The organism is Algoriphagus faecimaris, from assembly GCF_900101705.1.
Classification (GTDB): Bacteria; Bacteroidota; Bacteroidia; order Cytophagales; family Cyclobacteriaceae; genus Algoriphagus; species Algoriphagus faecimaris.
Genome location: NZ_FNAC01000043.1, coordinates 18,364 through 40,286 on the forward strand (window position 1 = coordinate 18,364; position 21,923 = coordinate 40,286).

The window sequence follows — 21,923 nt, forward strand, 5'->3', positions numbered from 1 at the left end:
ATAGCTCCCTCAAGCGGGACGAAATACTTGGCTTGAACCGATGGCTAATCTTTCGCCGAACGCAGTGAGGCTTATTTCAATCTATTTCGACTTATTTCAACCGTATTTGAAAAAGATAATATAATGAATATACAAAACCGAAAACTCATCAAAATCGCAACTGCAGGATCTGTGGATGATGGTAAAAGTACCCTGATCGGGAGATTGTTGTACGATACACATTCCTTGACTACCGATAAGATTGAGGCGATCGAAAGAAGCTCCCGGCAGCGGGGTTACGATTATCTGGATTTTTCCCTAGCTACTGATGGATTGGTCGCCGAGCGGGAGCAGGGGATCACCATCGATGTGGCCCATATTTATTTCAATACGGATAAGACCAACTTCATCGTGGCTGATACACCGGGACACGTAGAGTACACCCGAAACATGGTAACTGGAGCTTCTACCTCACAGGTGGCCATTATTTTGATCGATGCCCGCAAAGGTGTGATTGAGCAGACCTATCGTCACTTTTTTATTGCCAATTTGCTCCGGATGAGTCATGTAGTCGTGGCGATCAATAAGATGGATTTGGTAAACTACAGTGAAGATGTGTTTTTTAAAATAAAGGCTGATTTTGATGCCTTAGTGGGCAAAAGCAATTTTGGCGAAGAGCAGATCACATTTATCCCAGTTTCGGCTTTGAAAGGAGAAAATGTCACGAAAAAGTCGACCGAAATGCCTTGGTATGTCGGTAATACACTTTTGGACCATTTGGAAGTATTGGAACCTGAGGACTTGCAGGAGAGTACGGCTGCGAGATTTCCGGTACAATTGGTCATCCGACCAAAAACCGAAGCCTATCATGATTTCCGAGGGTTTTCGGGGAAATTGTATGGGAACTCGCTAACCGTTGGTGACCGCGTGACTGTTTTGCCTTCTGGAAATGAATCGAAGATCAAAAGCATTCACTTCTTTGATCAGGAATTGGAATCTGCGGCACCGGGTTCCTCTGTGGTCTTAACGTTGACCGATGAGGTGGACTGTAGTCGAGGAGATATGATTGTGAAAAGCGTAGAGGTACCCAAAAGTGAGAAATCACTTTCTGCCACGATTTGTCAGGTCAATTCCAAGCCCCTACAAGTGGGTCAAAAATATACGCTACAGCATGGAGTAAACCGGGTTTTGGCTAAGGTGGATCGAATCGAGGCAAAAGTTTACACTGATTTCTCCGGTTCAGAAGAAACCGATCAATTGAAGCTTAATGATATCGGAAAGGTACATTTCCGCCTCAGTAAACCGATTCACTTTGACTCCTATAATGAATCCAAGTCCAATGGGGCTTTTATTCTGATTGATGAGGGGAGTTTTGATACGGTTTCGGTGGGATTTATTGAGTAGTTGATTGAACTGGTCCAAGTCTGAAGACCTTGAACCAATAAATTGTAAAAACTTTAACCATTGGTGCCTAGCGCAAGTCTTCAGATTTACCTGCAGTTGGCAGGCTTACGCTGAACTATTCAGACTTGCGCTCAGGACACTAAACTAAAATACAAGCCTCGACCAACATCTAGGCTTTTTCTTAGAACCTATAACCTATTTTCCCGATAGGGAAATAAAACTATTACGCTATGCAAAGTTTTCGAACCGAACTTGAAAACCCCATTGTAGAAAAGGACATCATCGAATTGGATCGGAAAATCGCTCTTTTTCGTGAAGGAAAAATCGATGAGGAAAAATTCCGAAGTCTTCGTCTCGCCCGTGGAGTCTATGGGCAGAGACAGCAGGGCGTGCAGATGGTTCGTATCAAATTGCCCTACGGACGTGCTACTTCCGCCCAATTGCGGAGAATTTGTAAGGTATCAGAGGAATATTCCATCGGTCGGCTGCATATCACCACACGCCAGGATATTCAGATTCATTACGTGGGTTTGGATCGGACTCCTGAGCTTTGGGCAGAATTGGAGCGGGATGATGTCACCATTCGGGAAGCCTGCGGCAATACCGTTAGGAACGTCACGGCTTCCGAAACCGCCGGAATTGATCCCAAGGAACCTTTCGATGTGACGCCGTATGCGGATGCGACGTTTAAGTATTTTCTGAGAAATCCAGTATGCCAGGAAATGGGCCGAAAGTTTAAGATGGCTTTTTCCTCTTCTGATGAGGATACGGGATTGGCCTACATGCATGATTTGGGCTTTATCCCAAAAATCAAAGAAGTGGATGGTCAACAAGTTCGTGGCTTTAAAGTCTTGCTCGGTGGAGGGTTGGGATCGCAGCCGCGACATGCAGATTTGATCAGCGAGTTTTTGGAGACCGACCAATTGATTCCATTTATCGAAGCGGTATTGCGGATTTTTGACCGGCATGGGGAGCGGGCTAGGAGAAATAAGGCAAGGATAAAGTTTTTGATCAAGGATCTTGGGATTGAGACCTTCTTGGATTTGGTGGAAAAGGAAAAGACAGCGCTTCCGTTTAAATCCTTTTCGCTTGATTTTGAACATGAAGAAGGAAAAACACTCCCCAATCCACCCAATGTAGAGGTCGATTCAGCTGAGCTGGGACTGGACTTCGAATTGTGGAAGCTGACCAATGTCCTGGAGCAAAAGCAAGAGGGCTATGTTTCGATTGGTGTTCGTGTTCCTTTGGGAGATTTTTACTTGGATCAAGCCCGGCCTTTGGCAGATTTGGTAGAGAACTATGCAGCAGGGGAAATCCGCTTTACGCTGCGGCAAAATATTCTGATCCGTGATGTTCGGGAGGATTTGATTCCCTTCTTTTATCAGGAATTGAAAAAAATCAATCTGGCTCAGCGGGGCTACAATTCTCTCGGAGATATCACGGCCTGCCCGGGGACGGATACCTGTAATCTGGGAATCGCGAGTTCGACCGGGATAGCCGTGGAGCTGGAAAAAGTAATTCTTGAGGAATATCCGCAATACCTCAAAAATCAGGACTTAGTAATCAAAATCTCTGGCTGCATGAATGCCTGTGGTCAGCACAATATGGCTCATATTGGCTTTCAGGGGATGTCCATGCGTGTAGGAAAAACGGTTTTTCCGGCACTTCAGGTTCTTTTGGGTGGGGGAAATCTTGGAGATGGAAATGGGCGCTTTGCTGATAAAGTAACCAAGATTCCCAGCAAAAGAGGACCTCAGGCACTTCGGGTTTTGCTGGATGATTTTGAAGAAAATAGAAAAGACTTGGATTTTCTATCCTATTACGATCAGCAGGGGCAAATGTATTTTTATGATTTGCTGAAGGAATTAGCAGATCCTGCCGGTTTGGAAGATTCGGATCGGATCGATTGGGGAAGAGATGAGAATTATGAGGTAGCAGTCGGGGTTGGGGAATGTGCCGGAGTGGTGATTGACTTGGTGGCTACTTTGCTTTTGGAGGCCAAAGAAAAGCTCGATTTGGGTCAAGAATCTCTCAAAGAGAATCGATGGTCAGATAGCCTTTACCATCATTATGCAGGCTTGATTAATGCTGCGAAAGCACTTTTGCTCAGCGAGGATATCAGCACCAATAGCTACGCGAATATCATCAAGCTATTCGATGAAAATTTTGTCGAAAACGGGAAAATACAGCTCGCAGGTTCCTTCGCTGAAAAAGTCTATCAAATCAATGAAAATGAACCATCGGAAGAGTTTGCGAAAGCTTATGCCAAACAGGCTTTGGAAGTGTATGAGTTGCTGAAACAATACAGAGAAGAGGAGGTGCAGGCATGAGAACCATCATACATCCAAAGGTAACGCTCGTCGGCGCAGGACCTGGCGATCCGGAATTGATCACTTTAAAGGGGATTTTGGCGCTAAATACCGCTGATGTGGTCTTATATGACGCCTTGATCGATCCCGTTTTGCTGAAGCATGCACCGAAGTCTGCTTTAAAAATCTTCGTGGGAAAACGGGTCGGAAAGCATCATACCCCTCAGGAGGATACCAATCAACTTTGTGTGGAATTGGCCAAAAAGCACGGGCACGTAGTACGGCTAAAAGGGGGAGATCCTTTTGTATTTGGCCGTGGAGGAGAGGAGATTGATTATATCGAAACCTTTGGAATTGCTACTGCAGTGGTTCCAGGAATCACTTCCGCCGTGGCAGTCCCAGCCAATGCCGGAATTCCTGTTACCAAAAGAGGTGTTTCGGAGAGTTTCTGGGTAATCACGGGGACGACCTCAACTCGTGAGCTTTCTCGGGATGTGGCTTTGGCAGCCCAAAGTACGGCTACGGTGGTCATCCTTATGGGAACCAAAAAGCTCTCCGAAATTGCCCAAACCTTTTGCAAAAAAGGAAAGGAAAATTTACCGATTGCCATTATCCAAAGTGGTACCACCCGCGAGGAGAAAGTTACTGCTGGATTTATTCATGATATCGAGCAGAAGGCGGAGGAGGATCAAGTGGAAGCCCCTGCAATAATTATCATCGGAGAAGTGGTACGGGAAAGTTTGCGTTTGGCGGAGGTGTACCGGGAATTTGTGAAAATGGAAATACGGTAAAAACACACTTTGCGAAATACCGTAGAAATACACTTCGCTTCGCTCAGTGAAATATGCTCCCTGGGGTCGCAATATATAACGAAGACCAGTTATTTAATTATTTCGCTCGACGAAATCGAGCTTATTTCTAATGTATTTCAACTGTATTTCTATTCTTAAATCTCTAAAAAATGAACCATCTATATCCGATTTTCCTCAAAGTTCACGAGCTCAATGTTTTGCTGATTGGTGGAGGATTTGTGGCGACAGAGAAACTGGAGTTTTTGCTGAAATCCAGCCCCGAAGCTCAGGTGACCGTGGTCTCAAAAATGTTCCGTCCTGAGTTTTTGGCTTTAGCCGAAGGCCGGGATACGGTGACATTAATCGAAGATGCTTATGACCAAAAGTATCTCGGGGGCAAACACATTGTCATCGCGGCAACAGATGATAAGAAGGTAAACCGACAAATCCGAGACGAAGCCAAGGAGCGTTTTCTTCTGGTTAATGTCGCGGACACGCCGGAGCTTTGTGATTTTTACTTGGGAGGCATTGTAACCAAAGGAAATCTCAAAATCGCCATCTCTACCAATGGCAAGTCTCCGACTACTGCCAAGCGTCTTCGACAGCTATTGGAGGAGGTTTTACCCGAGGAAATCGATGATTTGCTGGAAAATCTCAATGCTTATCGAGCCACCTTGAAGGGGGATTTTGAATACAAAGTCAAAGCGATGAACGAGGTAACAGAAGGTTTGGTGAGGAGAGAGTCTAGCGATGAGATGCGCGACTCTGTAAGTTGTAAAGGGTAAGTTGTCAATGTGATTTTAAAAAAAAGTTAGTCAAAATCAAACTTTAAGTTCCGATTATGTGATATTTTACACGTTTTAGTCAGATAAAGCGTGATTTTTAGGCCGTGAATGGACTTTTACTTCGTTTTGACCAAAAAAAAGCCCAGGTTTTCATCCGGGCTCTTTGGGTTGGTGGTGGTTTTTTACACGTAATTATTAAGCATCACTGGCATGACAAGCATGAGGATGTCTTCATTTTCATCTTGCTCAGCCGGAAGGATCAATCCTGCGCGATTAGGGGCAGAAAATTTCAAGCTGACTTCTTTGCAAGAAAGATTGTTTAGCATTTCTACCAAAAACTTAGCGTTGAAGCCGATTTCAATATCTTCTCCATCGTGCTCGCAAGAAAGTCGCTCATTGGCCTCATTAGAGAAGTCAAGATCTTCTGCAGAAATCATCAATTCCGAACCGGTCAATTTCAAGCGAACCTGATGTGTGGTCTTATTGGCATAGATCGCAATTCGTCGGAGTGAACTCAACAAATCCTGACGATCGATGGTCATGATATTGGGATTGTCCGCAGGGATGACATTTTCATAATCTGGAAAACGCTCATCAATCAGCCTACAGATCATTTTGATACTATTAAACTTAAAGTAGGCATTTGACTGATTGAACTCCACACTCACCGGTACATTTTCGGAAGGAAGGGTAGATTTAAGCAGGTTGAGCGCCTTGCGTGGAATGATCAAGCTGGCTGGACTGGCAGATGCAATGTCAACTCTTCTATAGCGAACCAATCGGTGACCGTCAGTGGCCACAAAAGTGGTATTGGTATCACTCAGATTGATATAAACTCCAGTCATCGCAGGGCGAAGTTCGTCAGAGCTAGTTGCGAAAATCGTATTGGATACCGCGCTGGAAAGCACTTCAGTAGACATGTCTACAGTGGTAGCATTGCTGACGGTAGGGATTTTTGGGAAGTCAGTGGCATTTTCACCGGCTAGGCGATAGCGACCGTTATCAGAACTGATTTCCACTGCGTAGGTGTCATGATCAATACTGAAGGTAACCGGTTGCTCTGGTAGATTCTTCAAGGTATCGATCAGAATTCGAGCAGGCACAGCGATGTTTCCATCTTCTTTAGCCTCCACGTGAATTTCTGTAATCATGGAGGTCTGCAGATCCGATGCGGTAATGGTCAATACGGAATCTTTGATCTCAAAAAGGAAATTTTCCAAGATGGGTACCACAGGGTTGGTCGTAACCACACCGTTGATAGCCGATAGCTGCTTTAAAAGAGCAGAAGAGGAAACAATAAATTTCATATCGTAGGGCTTATTTGATTTTTACTTTTTGAATGGGGGTAAATTTATAAATAAAATCCAATTGCATGGGGAGGAAGTGGCATTAGAAATAAAATAAATTGCATCTTTTACCGCTTTTTTCCCTCGTTTATTTTTTTGAATATTTTCTCCGGCGGAAAAATGATATCAATGAGCCGATCATCAAGAGGCTTAAAACAGGTCCTAAAACATTGATAAGCTGCCAATAGCTCTTTTGTTGGGCGATTTTGGCACGGTTGAGTGGACGAATCTGAAAACTCCTCGTACGGCTGGCAATGATTCCCTCAGGATTGGTGAGGTATTGACTGAGATTTCGCAAGAATAACTTATTTGCAAAAATCACCTGATTGAATGGGTCATCGCCTAAGTTGAGTGGACTTCCAGTGACAGGGTCAGCTTGACTTTGAAAAATCTCTCCGTCTCCTATGACGACCACTTTTCCTTCTCCACTTTCTTTGAAGCCTTGTGGATCAAATCCTTCGGGAAGAAAACGATTTTTAAATAAAGAAGTAAACTCTCCCTCCAATAGGTAAGCAAGAGGGAGGCGCTTCTGGTTATAGGCATTCAAATCAGGCTCTTGCTCCATGTCTCGAAAGCCGACTCGAACTGGAGCCGGCAAAACTCGGGAATTATCAGAACTGAAAAGCAAAGGCGTTTTTTTGATGCCTTTTGCCATCACCGTATCGAGGCTACTGGCAAATCGAAGATAGACCACATCTAGTCCCTTGGTGACAGGGTGGGATTGCATACGGGTGGCTTGAATATAAAAGGGCCAAGGCAAGGGTACAAGCTGTTCCTGATCTCCAAAATTTCCACCTACCACGGGAAAATAACCAAAATTTAGATCCTGAATAAGGTCTTTATTGACCCGAACACCATACTTGAAAAGCAAATTTTCCAATCCGTTTTCAAATGGCATCGCTAAAGTACCGTCATTGCCACCTGCTTGGGAAACATCTACAGCTGTGCCATCTGTTAGTACGACTAGGTTTCCTCCGTGCATGACATATTGATCGAGAAGGTAAATTTCCCGCTCAGAAAATGATGCTCTGGGTCCTTGAATAAATAGGATTTTAAAATTGATGAGGTCTTCCACAGTTCTTGCCTGCTCTAGCGGGACCTTAAAGACTTCAAAATCCCCATCAAGCGCCTCGACTAATCCATACCCCTCATCCTCGCTCATTTCACCATGCCCCATAATCATTGCAAGGGCATTCTCGCCAGACTGGGTTAGTTTTCGGATAGCATTGGCCAGTTCAAATTCTAGGTTTTCAATGGACTGATTGAGGATTTGATCTTCGCTCATGCCCATTTCCCCTTTAAGAATGAGTGCTCCGGTTTCATATTCCTCATTGTAAACCAAGATGCCTGGAAATACCAACTCAGTACGCTGTCCACCGGTTTGTCTGATGCGCAAATTGGTAGGATTGATGCCGTAGTTGGCCAAGTCTACGACGAAATCTTCCTGCTCCTCAGCGGGAAGTGTCAGGGGGTCAAAATAGGAAAAGGTGATTTTTTCAGGGCTATAGGCATTAAAAGTACGAACCGTTTCTTCAATTGATTTTTGCAAGCGGCGCATTCCACCGGGAAGGTTTTCTCCGGTCAGTAAGATTTCTACATGAAGAGGTTCTTGGATTTCTGACAAAATCTCCTCAGAGGCAGGGTGGAGAGAGTAGCGCTTTTCTTCTGTAAGATCAATTCGAAATACCAGAAATTGGCTTAACAAAAAAAGCAAGAAAAGGCCCCCAAAAAGGAGTCCTAAATGAAAAAGGCTATGTTGGCGTAGTGGCTTCATTTGTTTTTCAAGACTAAAACTGACAATCCCAAAAACAACCAGATCATCCCAATCAGAAAGAAGATATCCCCCGAATCAATCACCCCACGGCTCAAGTTGATGTAATGAAAGCTCAAGCTGATTTCTTCTATCCAGTAGGACCAAGCACCGAGTGAAAGATCAGCCAAAGCGGAAAACCCAAAGTAAAGCACGAAACACAGAAATACGCCTAAAACAAAGGCCACTACTTGCTGTGTGCTCAGGGAAGAGGAAAATATGCCTACCGCACCAAACACAGCTCCGATCATTAGCAAGCCAATCCAACTTCCAAAAAAACCAGCCTGATCCAAATTACCAGCAGGCTCTCCCAACTGTATGATGCTGAAATAATAAACTAGGGTAGGAATCACTGCAAGTAAAATCAAAAGCAGTAAAGCCAGGTATTTTGCAAGGATAATTTGAATTAAAGACAGGGGAGAGGTTCTCAATAATTCCCATGTATTATTTTTTCGCTCCTCTGCTATTGCCCGCATCGAAAGTGCAGGGATCAAAAACGTGAAAACGTAAGGAGTATAGGTGAAAAGAGGTTCTAAATCCGCGTAGCCATAATCTAAAACACTTGTTTCTGGAAAAACCCAAACGATCAATCCCATGGCCACCAGAAACATCGCCAAAATCAAGTAGCCCAATAGGCTACCGAAAAACGCGTTGATTTCTTTCAAAAAGAGGCTTTTCATGTGTTTATAATTGTCTTTTAGCGGTCACATGGAATCTCGCAATTATAATCATCCCGGTGTGTGACGGGTACGTCATGCTCGATTTCATGTGTTTATAATTTGATTTTTAATGGCCACCCCGAATAGTCGGGGCAGGCTATGGAATCTTCGCAAGCATTCCCCGATCCATCGGGGCATCCCACTGTGTGTCGCTTGCGTCGTACTCGATTTCATTTCGTGATTTCTCTAAATAATTCTTCCAGATTTTTCTTAGACTGTCCGAGATTAACTAGGGTAAGGTCCCGTTCTTGCAAAAGAATTAAAATCGCTTTACGGGACTGAACGGCATCCTTTACTTGAATTCGGATTTCCTTTTTTCCTTTTTTTCCAAATTGAGCTTGCCCCAACTGTTCAAACCATTCCAACTCTAACTCTTCCTCCGTTTCCAAAATCAGCTGAATTTCTTGATGATTGGATTGAAGGTTTTCTAAGCTGTCCGCCGCTAAGATTTTACCTTTATTAATGATGACGACATCTTTGCAAATAGCTTCGACCTCCTGCATGATGTGAGTGGAAAGGATAAGTGTTTTGTCCTGAGCGACTTCTTGGATCAGCATTCGGATATCAGCCAGCTGATTGGGGTCGAGACCGGTCGTAGGTTCATCCAGAATCACCACTTTAGGATCGTGAATAAGTGCTTTTGCCAAGCCTACCCGCTGCTGATAGCCTTTGGAAAGTTGCCCAATTTTCTTGTGTTGCTCCGGTAATAATCCAGTTTTCTCAAGCATTTCTTGCAGTCGAGCCTGTAATCGACTACCTGAAAGTCCATATAAGCCCCCGGCAAAAGCCAGAAATTCTCTGACATACATGTCTGAATAGAGGGGGTTTTTCTCTGGTAAGTAGCCGATCAAAGGAGCCAACTTTTTGGGATGGAGCAAAGCGTCTTCTCCAAGAACTTTAACCTGACCACCATCAGCAGGGATGTATCCCGTGATGATCTTCATTGTGGTGGATTTGCCTGCTCCATTGGGGCCTAAAAATCCCAAAATCCTTCCTTTTTCGGCCGTGAATGAAACTTCATCCAAGGCTTTTTGGGAACCGTAATTTTTACATAATTGAGAGACTTCTAAGGACATAGGCGATAAAAGAGACCAACCGGGAGTTCACCCGCATGGCAAAGGGCAAAAACCCGGTTGAGAAGGTCTAGGACAAAAATAGACAATGAGCATCGAAAGGCAAGATTTTTAAAAACCTTTCACGTTCTAATTCCAGTCGGAAATGGAAGGGATTAATCCAATCCCTCCATGTAATCTACTGCGAAATAGCTTAATGCACGAACTCCGAGAATAAATCCACTTTCATCAATGAAGAAATCAGGTGTGTGATGTGAAGGGGTAGTCAACGGATCTCCACCTTTTTTCATTCCTCCTAGAAAGATGAAGAACCCGGGCTTTTCTCGCTGGAAAAAGCTAAAATCCTCCGCTCCAGTGGTAGGTGGCATGGCGATGACATTTTCTTCTCCGGCAGCGGCGATCATAGAAGGCGTGATTTTCTGGGTGAGCTCAGGCGGATTTACCGTGGAGGGGTAGAGTTTTTCGATCTGCACATCAGCTTTTGCTCCGGCACTTTCTGCAATATGGGTAATGACTTCTGTGATGCGACGATGTACGAGTACCTGCTGTTCGTCGCCGAAAGTTCGGATCGTTCCGATCATTTTTACTTCCTCGGGGATAATGTTATGTCTGATTCCGCCGTGAATTGCCCCTATGGTGACCACGGCTGGGTTTTCGGTGATATTGACATTTCTGGACAGGATAGTCTGTAATCCCATGACTGCTTGGGAAGCAGTGACGATGGGGTCCACACTTGACCATGGGGTCGCTCCATGAGCTTGTGTGCCTGATATAGTCACGTTCAGATTGTCCACAGCAGCCATGAATGGTCCGGATCGGTATCCGATTTTTCCCGCTTCAATCTGCGACCAAATATGTAAACCAAAGATAGCATCTACATCTTCCATGACGCCTTCTTTGACCATCAGCTCTGCGCCAAAAATATCCGCATCGAAAACTCCTTCTTCGGCAGGTTGGAAAATAAATTTAACAGAGCCTTTCAACTCATCTTTCATCCCTGCCATTACTTCGGCCACCCCCATCAAAATCGCCACATGCGAATCGTGTCCACAGGCATGCATGACGCCGGTTTCTTGTCCGTTGTAAGTGGCCGTATTGACTGATTTAAAGGGGAGGTCATTTCGCTCCGTGACGGGTAATGCGTCCATATCTGCGCGTAAAGCTACCATGGGGCCAGGTTTTCCGCCTTTTAATACACCTACTACTCCTGTGACGGCTACATTTTCGGTGACTTCCATTCCTAAGGAGCGAAGGTGGTCTGCTACTATCTTAGCTGTTCGGACTTCCTGATTTCCCAACTCGGGATATTTATGAAAATCTCTTCGCCATTCGATGACTTTGGATTCAATTTCATTGGCTTTTTGATCGATTTCTGATCGAAGATGGCTCTGGCCAAAGGCTGAGATTGAGAAGAAGAAAAAGAGGATAAATATATTTTTCATATTCAGATGGTGAGGTTGTAACTTTTAAATATACGAAAACACTTTCCCTTTCAATGAAAGAGGCTGTCTCAAAAAGTCTTCTATGGTTTGCCCGAGCAGAGTCGAAGTGTGTTATTTCGAAAAAAAAGAAGAAGGGCTTCGACTCCGCTCAGCCTGACAATGGTTCGACTTCGCTCAGCATGACAGTACCTCGACTTCGCTCAGCCTGACAATAATTTGACTCCACTCAGCCTGACACCAATTAGAATTTTTTTGTTGTGGAGCATAGTCTAAGCTCTTATTTAGCGGGTCAACACATATTCCGATTTGGAGACAACCGGCTCTCAAGTGCTCAATAGGATAAAATGAACTTATGAGACAGACTCCAGTCACTTTTCTTTATCGTTTTGGAAAATAAAAATACCTTTTATTGATTCATATAATCCACCACAAAATAACTCATCACCTTTAAGCCTAGGATGAAACCACTTTCGTCAATGTAAAAATCAGGAGTATGATGAGAAGGGGTCTTGGTGGGATCGCCTCCTTTTTTCATTCCCCCGAGGGATACAAATAGTCCTGGTTTCTCACGCTGATAGAAGCTGAAGTCTTCCGCACCTGTGATCAGGGGATTAGTGAGCACATTTCCTTCCCCTGCTGCAGCGAGAATGGTTGGCCCCATTTTTTCGGTAAGCTCTGGATCATTTACCGTGGCAGGGTACATTTTTTTGATACGTACATCGGCTTTTGCGCCAGCACTCTCAGCAATATGAGTAGCTATTTCGGTGATTCTTTTGTGGACAAGTGCCTGCTGCTCATCTCCAAAAGTCCGGATAGTTCCGATCATATCCACTTTTTCCGGTATGATATTGTGTCGGATCCCTCCATGAATCGCCCCAATGGTGACGATGGCAGGAGCTTGAGTAATATTTACATTACGGGCGATGATGGTCTGTAAACCGTTGATGATTTGAGCAGAGGTGACGATTGGGTCCACCCCTGACCAAGGAGAAGCACCATGGGCCTGGGTGCCCTGTACCGTGATTTCTAGCTCGTCCACACCGGCCAAGGCTGGACCAGATCGATATCCAATTTTACCGACTTCCATTTGGGAGCCAATGTGCAGCCCAAATACTGCATCAACATCCTCCATGACCCCTTCTTCGACCATCTGTTTAGCGCCCCAAGTGGCCACACCCGGCTCATTGATGCCTTCTTCTGCAGGTTGAAAGATAAACTTCACATTCCCCTTCAATTCATCCTTCATGCTGGCCAGAATCTCCGCCACTCCCATGAGAATTGCCACATGGGTATCGTGTCCGCAAGCGTGCATGACTCCTGTTTCCTGTCCATTGTAGGTGGTGGTCACTGTGGACTTGAAGGGTAAATCAACCCGCTCAGTTACCGGAAGAGCATCCATGTCGGCCCGCAAGGCTACAGTGGGCCCGGGCTTCCCACCTCTAAGATAGCCAACTACTCCAGTGATGGCTACCTCCTCGGTCACTTCTATGCCCAAAGAGCGAAGATGATCTGCCACCTTTTTTGCAGTTTGGAATTCTTGATTTCCCAGCTCAGGATTTTGATGGATGTCACGACGCCATTCGATGACTTTGGACTCAATATCTTGGGCTTTTTGATCGATCGTCGGTCTAAGGCTAGATTGGCCAAATGCCACACTTGCCATAAGAAATAAGGGTAAAATTAATTTTTTCATAAGATTAGTGGGTTGATGCTAGGTTTTTCTTCAGTCTGGCAATTTATAGGTTTTTGCCAATGATTTGGGTTTGGGCTGAATAAATTCATTATTGATCGAACCAATTCTCTGCTTTGTGTTTTAAGAGGTAAAGGAAAAATTATGGAATTAAAAAATAAAATTGCTGTAGTCACAGGAGTGAGCAAAGGCATCGGCTTAGAATTGGTCAAGTTACTATTAGAAAAAGAAGTGATAGTCGCTGGTTGGGGAAGAACGGAACCCGAATTAGTCCATCCTAATTTCCACTTTTTCACCTGTGATGTTTCTCAGGAAGAATCTGTGGAAAACGCATTTCGGTCAACCACCCAAAAACTGGGGACGGATATCCGAATTTTGGTCAATAATGCCGGTTTTGGCGTGGCAGGACCTACAGAGACTTTTTCTACAGCTGACTGGAAGGCCATGTTTGACACCAATGTGCATGGGATTTTTTACACGACGAAGCGTTTGATCCCCGGGATGAAAAAAGCAGATGAGGGACACATTCTTAACGTCGCCTCGATCGCTGGATTAAACGGTGTCAATCAATTTGCCGGGTATGTGGGAACCAAGCATGCGGTGCGGGGAATTTCGCATTCGCTCTACATGGAGTTGAGAGATTTTGGGATCAAAGTTTCGACGATTTATCCGGGCTCGATTCAAACCAATTTCTTTGATGATATCGAGGGAATGCAAGCGCACGAAAATATGATGCGACCTGTTGATGTGGCAACCACTATGCTGCAGACTTTGGAAACCCATCCCAATTATTTTGTGGCAGATGTGGAGTGTAGGCCACTTCGCCCAAGAGGTAAAAAGTAAAAGAGAATAAAAGGCTGTTTCCAAAGAAAAGCTTGTCACATTGAGCGAAGTCGAAATGTAATCCAAGGTGCTTGAAATGCTTTCGATTTCGAGACTCTCGTCTCTCAAGTACTCAAGCTGAAAAAAAACTATTTATGAGACAGCCTTTTTTTACACTAAAACCCAACTATAAAATACAAACCTGCAGCCAAGGCAGCACCTACAATGGGACCGAAAAATGGAACCCAGGCATATCCCCAATCTGAATCCCCTTTTCCTTTGATGGGCAAGATTTGATGAATAATCCGGGGACCTAAATCCCGAGCCGGATTAATGGCATAGCCGGTGGTACCTCCCAACGATAGACCAATCACCCAAACCAAAAATGCGACGGGTATAGCTCCAATAGAGCCCAGTCCAATGGGAGTTTGATTTTCATCAGCGATTTCCGCTCCAGTGATATAGAGGATCACAAAAATCAAAACAAAGGTACCGATCACTTCTGAGATAAAGTTGTTTTTTAGATTTCGAATGGCTGGACTTGTTCCAAAGGGAGCTGCGATTTCTCCGGGGTCTGAAGTCGCCTTGAAATGGTCGATGTGCATGAGCCAAGAAAGAAATGCACCTATGGCAGCCCCGAAAATCTGAGCCCCAATATAGCCAGGAGCCATAGCCCAGTCAAATTTACCTGCCAAAGCCAAGCCTACTGTCACTGCGGGATTCAAATGTGCCCCACTATAAGGTGCCGCTACCACTACACCTGTAAATACGGCCAACGCCCAAGCAGTGGTGATGACCAGCCAACCACCATTATTTCCTTTGGTTTGTGGTAAAACGACATTGGCGACCACTCCCGAACCTAAAAGGATAAGCAGTCCGGTACCAATTATTTCTGCGATGTAAGGATTCATTTATTCTACCCAGTTTTTTGATCGTTCGACTGCTTTGTGCCAAAAATGCAATAAATTTTCCCTTTTTTCATCCTCCATCTGAGGTTGGAAGCTTTTATCTGCTTGCCACAATTCTTTGATTTCCTCCCGATCTTTCCAGAATCCTACGGCTAGACCCGCCAGAAAAGCCGCACCGATGGCAGTGGTTTCGATGATTTGGGGTCTTTTGATTTCGCATTCGAGTAGATCTGATTGGAACTGCATCAGAAAATTATTTGCCGTTGCTCCGCCGTCCACCCGGAGTTCTTTGGTTTTCTCTCCCGCATCTTTTTCCATTGCTTTGAGTACATCATACACCTGATAGGCAATAGCCTCCAATGCTGCTCGGGTAAAATGGGCGATGGTTGTACCTCTTGTAATTCCAAAAAAGGCTCCCCGAGCATCCTGATCCCAATGAGGCGCGCCTAATCCTGCCAATGCCGGTACGAAATACACGCCCTCATTATCCGGTAGGCTCATGGCAAGTTCTTCAGATTCCTTGGCATGACCAAAGAGTTCGATTCCATCCCGTAGCCATTGAATGGCGGCCCCGCCGATAAAAACCGAGCCTTCTAGTGCATAGTTGATCTCATCGCCGATTTTCCAAGCCACAGTCGTCAGGAGTTTGTTCTCTGATCTAACCGCTTCTTTTCCTGTGTTCATCACCAAAAAGCAACCCGTGCCATAGGTCGTTTTTGCCATGCCAGGTTCTGTACAAAACTGTCCAAAAAGTGCCGCCTGCTGATCTCCTGCGATTCCTGCAATGGGAATTTTGCTTCGCAAGACATCTCCGGCAGTTTCACAGTATACTTCCGAGCAGCTTCTTACCTCAGGCAGCATGGATTTGGGGATTTCTAGCAATTCACAGAGTTCATCATCCCATTCTTGTGTATGAATATTAAAGAGCATGGTACGACTTGCATTAGTGATGTCGGTCAGGTGCTTTTCTCCTTTGGTGAGCTTCCAAATCAACCAAGAATCAACCGTACCAAAAGCTAACTCCCCAGCTTCTGCTTTTTCCCTGGCCCCCTTTATATTTTCTAGAATCCAGCGGATTTTAGTCCCCGAAAAGTAAGCGTCGATGATCAGCCCTGTTTTCGAAGCGATGAGTTCAGCATGACCTTTTTCTTTTAAGCTATCGCAAAAATCAGCTGTTCGCCTGTCCTGCCAGACGATGGCATTGAATAAAGGTTTGCCGGTCTTCCGGTCCCAAACGATGGTAGTTTCCCGCTGATTGGTGATGCCGATAGCAGCGATTTGATCTACAGGTATTCCCTTGTCCACCATGGATTCAATCATGACGGAGGATTGGGTTTTCCAGATTTCCTCCGGATCATGCTCTACCCATCCTTGTTTGGGAAAATGCTGCTTGAACTCTTTTTGGGCAACGGAGACAATCTGCCCCTTTTTGTCAAAAATAATGGCTCTCGAACTTGTAGTTCCTTGGTCGAGGGCCATGATGTAGGGTTTGTTTTGGGTCATTATCGGGTTAATTGATGATTTTCAAACTTTCGCTTTCTTCAGAAACGGCAATTAGCCTTTAATTAAATACTTTTCAGCCACTTTTCTAAAATCTTCCAGCTCTTGCTCAATCCAATTTTCGTCTTTTTGAAGTTGCTCTGCCATCAGTCTCGCGACTTTTTCTGCGGAATCTAGAGCCGCCTGTGCATCTAAGATCAGCATGCGAATTCTTCTGGAAAGCACATCCTCAACTTTGACAGCCATTTCTTCTCGAACGGCCCAGACGACCTCGGCTAGGATATTGGGGAAGTCAGGGTGAATTTTTTCTCCCAATTCAGGCTGACTTTTTACCAGCTCCTGAATAGCCTTGGCATCTGATCCATATCCGGACCAGTGACCATCCGGTACGTGGGTGGTATGCCCGTGGAGTTTCATTTCAAAGGATTCGCTTGGAGCTAAAAGTTCTTGCGTAATTTCCTGAAAATGAGACACTGTGTCCTCTCCCATTTTTCGGAAAGTGGTCCATTTTCCTCCCGTCAGGGTAACCAGATTGCTTTCCGAAACGATAACTTTATGAGAGCGGGAGATTTCTTTGGTTTTTGCACCTTCCTCTTTCGGTCGAGCCAAAGGGCGTAGTCCAGCGAAAACCGCTTTGACATCGGCACGCGTAGGAGCTTTAGTCAAGTAACCGGCGGCAGTTTCCAGCACAAAATCAATTTCTTTTTGAAGTGCTTCGGGTTCCAATTTGGCTTTTTCCCGTAGGGTATCTGTAGTGCCCACGACCAGTTTGCCATGCCAAGGCACAGCAAAAAGCACCCGTCCATCTCTTGTTTTTGGGATCATCAGGGCGTCTTTTCCGCCTAAAAAATCCAAGTCCATCACCAAGTGAATCCCTTGACTGGGTTGGATCATTTTAGCTGATCCTGGCTTGTCCATCTGGAGAATTTTATCGGCAAAAACTCCCGTGGCATTGACCACCATTTTTGCTTTGAGGGTATAGTTCTTCCGGTCTAGTTCGTCCCGAACTTTCAATCCGGTAATTATTCCATTTTCGTCTTTGACCAATCCCTTTACTGCGGTATAGTTGAGAATGCAGGCGCCGGCATCATCGGCCGTCATGGCAATGGATAAAGCAAGTCTGGCATCATCAAACTGGCCGTCATGATAGACTACCCCGCCCTTGAGTCCTTTTTGCTGGACAGCTGGAAGTCGCTTGATGGTTTCAGCTTTTGAAATAAATCGACTTTTCCCCAAGCGTAGCTTTCCTGCCATCCAATCGTAGATTTTCAGTCCTACGCTGTACTGCACCCGATCAAACCATGTGTAAATTGGGATAATAAAAGGCTGGTTTTGGGTAAGATGGGGGGCATTTTGCAAGAGTTTGCCTCGCTCTTTGAGCGCCTCTAATACGAGTCCTACATCGCCTTGAGCCAGATAGCGCACGCCACCATGCACCAGTTTGGTGCTTCGGCTGGAGGTGCCTTTGGCAAAATCTGACTTTTCTAACAGAATCACAGAAAGTCCTCTGGAAATCGCATCCAGAGCAACCCCCAAGCCTGAGGAGCCTCCTCCAATCACGGCGATGTCCCAAGTTTTAGAACTGTTTGCTAATTGTTTTAAGTTTTCTTCTCTTTTCATTTGAATCAAAAATAGAAATTAAAGAAAGTAAAAAGAAATAAAAGGAAAGTAAATATTTATTTTTCCTTCGCTTTTCCTTTCTTTTTTTAATTTAGTAAAAAATTCAACTCAAATGACACTGGCAGAACGACATCGCTATATTTTAGATCAGTTGGAGAAAACGGGACTGGTGACCGTCTCGGACTTGGCTAAGGAGCTCAACGTGACGATGGTGACCGTACGCAAAGATCTCAAACTGCTCGAAGATAAAGGCTTGCTTTTTCGATCTCATGGGAGTGCCACTTCGGTTTCCCCATATGTTTCGGATCGCTCTGTTCAGGTCAAGAAGCTGGAGCAGGTGGAGGAAAAAAGAAAAATTGCGGAAAAGGCTTTGGATTTCTTGGAGCTCAATGAGGCAATTATCATCGGTTCAGGTACCACGGTGGGAACTTTTGCCCAGGCGATTCCGCGAAATTATCCACTTACCGTACTAACGTCTGCAATGAATGTGGCCTTGGCACTGATCGATACGACGGAGCTGGAGCTCGTGCAACTTGGAGGTGTGGTGAGGAAGAGTAGCAGCTCTGCGGTGGGGCATTTTGCGGAAGAAATGTTGAAGAGTTTTGCCTGTAGCAAGCTTTTCTTAAGTGTGGATGGGATCAGCTTAGAGCATGGCTTGACCACGTCCAATATGATGGAAGCCCATCTGAATGCCGAGATGATCCGGTCGGTGCAGAAGACGATAGTGCTAGCCGACAGTCAGAAATTTGGTCGGAAAGGCTTTGGGAAAATCTGCGAACTGGAAGACATCGACGTCATCATTACCGATTCGGGGATTCCGGAAATCTACCGAGAGAAACTGGAAGAGAAGGGGATAGAGGTGTGGGTGGTTTGAGAAAAAATTTCAAATTAATTTTGGAGTTTCGCAAAAAAAAATAGTTTTAGGCAGATAAAGATTTTAAGCCGGTTTTTTCTTATTCGCAGCTATCGGCCAAGCTGGAATTTGATCTTTAATATCAATTTTATAAACATGAAAATTGTTAAAATTTTATCTTTAAGTCTAGGCCTTAGTCTACTTGGGATTTCTAATTCTTATGCATTTTGGTGGACTCCCCAAGAAAGGGATTGTACAGCAACTCTAACTTATACCCTCGGATTAGAAGAAGGGGTAGAAGTCGAATTTTCAGAAACATGGCAGGGAACTAAACGGGTCTGTAAAGATGGTGATAGTTGGTGTTGGTCATCTGATTGTTCTTAAATATGAGTTTTATTAACAAAAAAAGCATGCTCATTATGAGCATGCTTATTTCATTCTTTGGGTGTAAAGATTCCAATCAGCTTGAAAATGAGAATTCAAACCAAAAGTTTGATTGGGTTTCGACTAATTCAATTTCACAAACTGATTTAAAAATCCTGGACAAAAGCAATCAAGTAAATATAGATCAGAGTGAAATAGGTAAGGATATTCATCTTTCGGATTTGATTTCAGAATTTTCATATCTGCAGTTGAAAAATCAAGAAGGTCATTTATTAGGTGATATTGATAAGATTTTATTTACTGATTCTTTGATTTTTGTAATGGATCAATATCTCACTAACACTCTTCAAGTTTTTGAAAGGAGAACTGGTAATGAGCTGGTTTACCTTGAAAAATCAGGAGAGGGACCAAGAGAATTTTTAGAGATTTATGATTTTGATATAGATCGAGAAAAAAAACAAATTTTACTATTTGACGGAAAGCTCTCCAAAATGTTGGTTTTTGATTTCAGTGGTAGGTTTATTGAAGAGTTCAAAATTCCCATAAGAGCTCAAAATTTTAGGAAGACTTTTACTGATGAATATCTTTTTTACACAGCAAACCTTCCCAATGATCATCTTGAAGGGGGTAGAGGGTGCAGATATTTTGTTTTAAATTCTGGGTTTGAAGTTAAATCTTGTTTTAGTGTTGATGAAGAACTCGAAACATATGGAAATTATTTTTCAAGAGATTATTTCTCCTCAGATGGGCATGACATTTATCTCTTACCTCGATTTGGAAATGAATTTTTCAAGATTAATAGCAAAGAAAAAGTATTAAGTCAATTGGTTTCACTCGAGCTTCAAGATGGTATTAAAAAGCATGATCTTGTCGGGGATGGACTTTTATTTGTAGACGATAGGAAAGAGGATAAGAAGTTCTTTTCTCATGGGGGAAGCTTTGTTACTAGTCAAATTTTCGGATTGGAATTCCGAAGATTTGGAGGGAAATCGTTTCATTATTTTGAAACGATAGACACTAAGGAGCGATTTTATGGGGCTGAATTTGATTTCGATGTCCCCGGTTTATCTTTTTTTTCTTTTCCTATTTCCTCCTTCGAAGATGAGGCGATATCAGTTATAAAACTTAATCAACTAAGAAATATTGGGATTGAGAAGTTTAAAACCTCCTTGGAAAAGCAAGGCAATTTAACTCCTGATCTTTCTAATTTTTTGGATAATGTTGTGGATTTTGACCAGCCAGCTTTATTGATTATGGAATTCAAATAATCAATGGGGAAGGAAAAATCTGCGAACTGGAAGACATCGACGTCATCATTACCGATTCGGGGATTCCGGAAATCTACCGAGAGAAACTGGAAGAGAAGGGGATAGAGGTCTGGGTGGTTTAATAATCCCTATACAGCTTCCTCACCACCGAACTTCCGTTTTTCTCTAAGATCACCTCATAGATAAAATCATATTCAATATCCTGAAGGTCTTCGTATTTTTCTCCTTCTCCCACAAAGTAATTGGCTAGTTGACTGACTGTATTGCTGTGTCCGACGACGAGGATATTGCCTTCTAAGCTTCGCAATTGCTCCACAAGCGCATCATGGTTGCTGGGGTCATAGGACTGAATCTCAAGGCCTGCTTGCTGAGCGCTCGGCTGCACAGTCATACGCGTTCGTCTATAATCCGTGCTAAAGACATGCTTGATTTCTTGGTTTTCGAGAATCTGGGCTAGCTTTTTGGCCCTCACATAACCGACCTGCGCCAGTTCGGGATCGGGGTTATCCACCAATTGTTTTTCGGCATGGCGGACGATGTAGATGGTTTTGGGTTTATTTTGGGAGGTGCAGGATGACAGTAAACCGATAAGGGTAAAAAAGACAATAAGATTTTTCATGATTTATTTAAAGTATGCTTTGCAAGATAAGCCTTCGGCAAGATATAGCCTTGTTCCTCGGAGGAAATACGCTTCGCAAAATACACTGGAAATAGGCCTGCGGCGAAATATGTTCGGCTACGCCTTACGAAATATGCCTCACTTCGTTCGGTGAAATAGACTCGCTACGTTTCGTGAGATACAACATCTTTCCGCGGCTGAAATACGCTTCGTGAAATACATTGGAAATAAAACTCGCTTTGTTCGTTGAAATATTTGGCTCTAGATGATTTATAGTGGGTAACTGGAAACTGATTTAGGGAAAGTATCTATTTTAGTTTCATGAACAGCAATCAGATTTTTGAGATGGCCCTAGGTCTAGAGAAGCCATGGCATGTAAAGGAGATAATAATGACAAAGCCTGAGGCTGGGCACCACGGCCAGATCGATATATATCTTGACTTCGAGAAGGGTTTTAAATTCCCGAACGGGAAGACCCATGATACGGTCGAAAGGACCTGGCAGCATCTCAATTTTTTCCAACATAAATGTTTCCTTCATGCACGGGTTCCCAGAGTACAAACAGCTGATGGCAAGACCGAAACTGTAAAAGTCCCCTGGG

General features: G+C 44.1%; 18 protein-coding genes. 8 read left to right on the forward strand and 10 right to left on the reverse strand.

The window, feature by feature from the left end:
* Positions 1–123 precede the first annotated feature (123 nt).
* The 4 genes from BLQ57_RS17550 to BLQ57_RS17565 all read left to right on the forward strand — a co-directional run bounded on the left by BLQ57_RS17550 (position 124) and on the right by BLQ57_RS17565 (position 5,268).
* Positions 124–1,383, forward strand: coding sequence for a sulfate adenylyltransferase subunit 1 (locus BLQ57_RS17550; protein ID WP_087940900.1), 1,260 nt, complete (start codon positions 124–126; stop codon positions 1,381–1,383).
* A 230-nt stretch (positions 1,384–1,613) separates the two neighbouring features.
* On the forward strand, positions 1,614–3,713 hold the full coding sequence (locus tag BLQ57_RS17555; RefSeq protein WP_087940899.1) for a HEPN domain-containing protein: 2,100 nt from the start codon (positions 1,614–1,616) through the stop codon (positions 3,711–3,713).
* Positions 3,710–4,483: a uroporphyrinogen-III C-methyltransferase gene (gene cobA / locus BLQ57_RS17560; RefSeq protein ID WP_087940898.1), complete on the forward strand. Its 774-nt coding sequence runs from the start codon at positions 3,710–3,712 to the stop codon at positions 4,481–4,483. Before BLQ57_RS17555 ends, cobA begins: the two co-directional genes overlap by 4 nt.
* Before the next feature lie 170 nt (positions 4,484–4,653).
* Positions 4,654–5,268 (forward strand): precorrin-2 dehydrogenase/sirohydrochlorin ferrochelatase family protein, encoded by a 615-nt coding sequence (locus tag BLQ57_RS17565; RefSeq protein ID WP_087940897.1) that lies wholly within the window; start codon positions 4,654–4,656, stop codon positions 5,266–5,268.
* Between the two features lie 182 nt (positions 5,269–5,450).
* Here BLQ57_RS17565 and dnaN read toward each other — a convergent pair whose 3' ends face one another.
* From dnaN to BLQ57_RS17595, 6 genes are all read right to left on the reverse strand, one after another.
* Entirely contained in the window at positions 5,451–6,575 is a 1,125-nt protein-coding gene (gene dnaN, locus BLQ57_RS17570; RefSeq protein WP_087940896.1) for a DNA polymerase III subunit beta, read from the reverse strand.
* 127 nt (positions 6,576–6,702) lie between these two features.
* Positions 6,703–8,388: a gliding motility-associated ABC transporter substrate-binding protein GldG gene (gene gldG / locus BLQ57_RS17575; RefSeq protein ID WP_087940895.1), complete on the reverse strand. Its 1,686-nt coding sequence runs from the start codon at positions 8,386–8,388 to the stop codon at positions 6,703–6,705.
* Positions 8,385–9,104 (reverse strand): gliding motility-associated ABC transporter permease subunit GldF, encoded by a 720-nt coding sequence (gldF, locus tag BLQ57_RS17580; RefSeq protein WP_087940894.1) that lies wholly within the window; start codon positions 9,102–9,104, stop codon positions 8,385–8,387. Before gldF ends, gldG begins: the two co-directional genes overlap by 4 nt.
* 209 nt (positions 9,105–9,313) lie before the next feature.
* Positions 9,314–10,219, reverse strand: a complete 906-nt coding sequence (gldA, locus tag BLQ57_RS17585; RefSeq protein WP_087940893.1) for a gliding motility-associated ABC transporter ATP-binding subunit GldA — start codon at positions 10,217–10,219, stop codon at positions 9,314–9,316.
* A gap of 152 nt (positions 10,220–10,371) precedes the next feature.
* Positions 10,372–11,658: an amidohydrolase gene (locus tag BLQ57_RS17590; protein WP_087940892.1), complete on the reverse strand. Its 1,287-nt coding sequence runs from the start codon at positions 11,656–11,658 to the stop codon at positions 10,372–10,374.
* A gap of 406 nt (positions 11,659–12,064) precedes the next feature.
* Entirely contained in the window at positions 12,065–13,351 is a 1,287-nt protein-coding gene (locus BLQ57_RS17595) for an amidohydrolase (RefSeq protein WP_087940891.1), read from the reverse strand.
* A gap of 141 nt (positions 13,352–13,492) precedes the next feature.
* On the opposite strand from BLQ57_RS17595, the gene BLQ57_RS17600 reads away from it, so the two are divergent.
* Positions 13,493–14,191, forward strand: a complete 699-nt coding sequence (locus BLQ57_RS17600) for an SDR family oxidoreductase (protein WP_087940890.1) — start codon at positions 13,493–13,495, stop codon at positions 14,189–14,191.
* 155 nt (positions 14,192–14,346) lie between these two features.
* Here BLQ57_RS17600 and BLQ57_RS17605 read toward each other — a convergent pair whose 3' ends face one another.
* From BLQ57_RS17605 to BLQ57_RS17615, 3 genes are read right to left on the reverse strand one after another with little or no spacing between them, the layout of a single operon-like run.
* The gene (locus BLQ57_RS17605; RefSeq protein ID WP_087940889.1) at positions 14,347–15,081 is read right to left on the reverse strand and encodes an MIP/aquaporin family protein; all 735 of its coding nucleotides are present in this window, start codon (positions 15,079–15,081) and stop codon (positions 14,347–14,349) included.
* On the reverse strand, positions 15,082–16,581 hold the full coding sequence (gene glpK / locus BLQ57_RS17610; RefSeq protein WP_087940888.1) for a glycerol kinase GlpK: 1,500 nt from the start codon (positions 16,579–16,581) through the stop codon (positions 15,082–15,084).
* A gap of 51 nt (positions 16,582–16,632) precedes the next feature.
* Positions 16,633–18,198: a glycerol-3-phosphate dehydrogenase/oxidase gene (locus BLQ57_RS17615; protein WP_087940887.1), complete on the reverse strand. Its 1,566-nt coding sequence runs from the start codon at positions 18,196–18,198 to the stop codon at positions 16,633–16,635.
* Between the two features lie 112 nt (positions 18,199–18,310).
* On the opposite strand from BLQ57_RS17615, the gene BLQ57_RS17620 reads away from it, so the two are divergent.
* Both BLQ57_RS17620 and BLQ57_RS17630 read left to right on the forward strand, forming a co-directional pair.
* A complete protein-coding gene (locus BLQ57_RS17620) occupies positions 18,311–19,072 on the forward strand; it encodes a DeoR/GlpR family DNA-binding transcription regulator (RefSeq protein ID WP_087940886.1) in 762 nt (253 codons plus the stop codon).
* A gap of 398 nt (positions 19,073–19,470) precedes the next feature.
* Positions 19,471–20,703, forward strand: coding sequence for a 6-bladed beta-propeller (locus BLQ57_RS17630; protein ID WP_169712790.1), 1,233 nt, complete (start codon positions 19,471–19,473; stop codon positions 20,701–20,703).
* A gap of 118 nt (positions 20,704–20,821) precedes the next feature.
* On the opposite strand, the gene BLQ57_RS17635 is transcribed toward BLQ57_RS17630, so the two are convergent.
* Positions 20,822–21,322, reverse strand: coding sequence for a SixA phosphatase family protein (locus BLQ57_RS17635; RefSeq protein WP_087940883.1), 501 nt, complete (start codon positions 21,320–21,322; stop codon positions 20,822–20,824).
* Between the two features lie 390 nt (positions 21,323–21,712).
* Here BLQ57_RS17635 and BLQ57_RS17640 point away from each other — a divergent pair.
* A partial coding sequence (locus BLQ57_RS17640) for a transposase family protein (RefSeq protein ID WP_244887421.1) occupies positions 21,713–21,923 on the forward strand: 211 nt, incomplete at its 3' end.

Excerpts from the sequence above, each read along its gene's own strand:
- BLQ57_RS17550 (WP_087940900.1), top strand. The coding sequence starts at position 124 with ATGAATATACAAAACCGAAAACTCATCAAAATCGCAACTGCAGGATCT.
- BLQ57_RS17555 (WP_087940899.1), top strand. The coding sequence starts at position 1,614 with ATGCAAAGTTTTCGAACCGAACTTGAAAACCCCATTGTAGAAAAGGAC.
- cobA (WP_087940898.1), top strand. The coding sequence starts at position 3,710 with ATGAGAACCATCATACATCCAAAGGTAACGCTCGTCGGCGCAGGACCT.
- BLQ57_RS17565 (WP_087940897.1), top strand. The coding sequence starts at position 4,654 with ATGAACCATCTATATCCGATTTTCCTCAAAGTTCACGAGCTCAATGTT.
- dnaN (WP_087940896.1), bottom strand. The coding sequence starts at position 6,575 with ATGAAATTTATTGTTTCCTCTTCTGCTCTTTTAAAGCAGCTATCGGCT.
- gldG (WP_087940895.1), bottom strand. The coding sequence starts at position 8,388 with ATGAAGCCACTACGCCAACATAGCCTTTTTCATTTAGGACTCCTTTTT.
- gldF (WP_087940894.1), bottom strand. The coding sequence starts at position 9,104 with ATGAAAAGCCTCTTTTTGAAAGAAATCAACGCGTTTTTCGGTAGCCTA.
- gldA (WP_087940893.1), bottom strand. The coding sequence starts at position 10,219 with ATGTCCTTAGAAGTCTCTCAATTATGTAAAAATTACGGTTCCCAAAAA.
- BLQ57_RS17590 (WP_087940892.1), bottom strand. The coding sequence starts at position 11,658 with ATGAAAAATATATTTATCCTCTTTTTCTTCTTCTCAATCTCAGCCTTT.
- BLQ57_RS17595 (WP_087940891.1), bottom strand. The coding sequence starts at position 13,351 with ATGAAAAAATTAATTTTACCCTTATTTCTTATGGCAAGTGTGGCATTT.
- BLQ57_RS17600 (WP_087940890.1), top strand. The coding sequence starts at position 13,493 with ATGGAATTAAAAAATAAAATTGCTGTAGTCACAGGAGTGAGCAAAGGC.
- BLQ57_RS17605 (WP_087940889.1), bottom strand. The coding sequence starts at position 15,081 with ATGAATCCTTACATCGCAGAAATAATTGGTACCGGACTGCTTATCCTT.
- glpK (WP_087940888.1), bottom strand. The coding sequence starts at position 16,581 with ATGACCCAAAACAAACCCTACATCATGGCCCTCGACCAAGGAACTACA.
- BLQ57_RS17615 (WP_087940887.1), bottom strand. The coding sequence starts at position 18,198 with ATGAAAAGAGAAGAAAACTTAAAACAATTAGCAAACAGTTCTAAAACT.
- BLQ57_RS17620 (WP_087940886.1), top strand. The coding sequence starts at position 18,311 with ATGACACTGGCAGAACGACATCGCTATATTTTAGATCAGTTGGAGAAA.
- BLQ57_RS17630 (WP_169712790.1), top strand. The coding sequence starts at position 19,471 with ATGAGCATGCTTATTTCATTCTTTGGGTGTAAAGATTCCAATCAGCTT.
- BLQ57_RS17635 (WP_087940883.1), bottom strand. The coding sequence starts at position 21,322 with ATGAAAAATCTTATTGTCTTTTTTACCCTTATCGGTTTACTGTCATCC.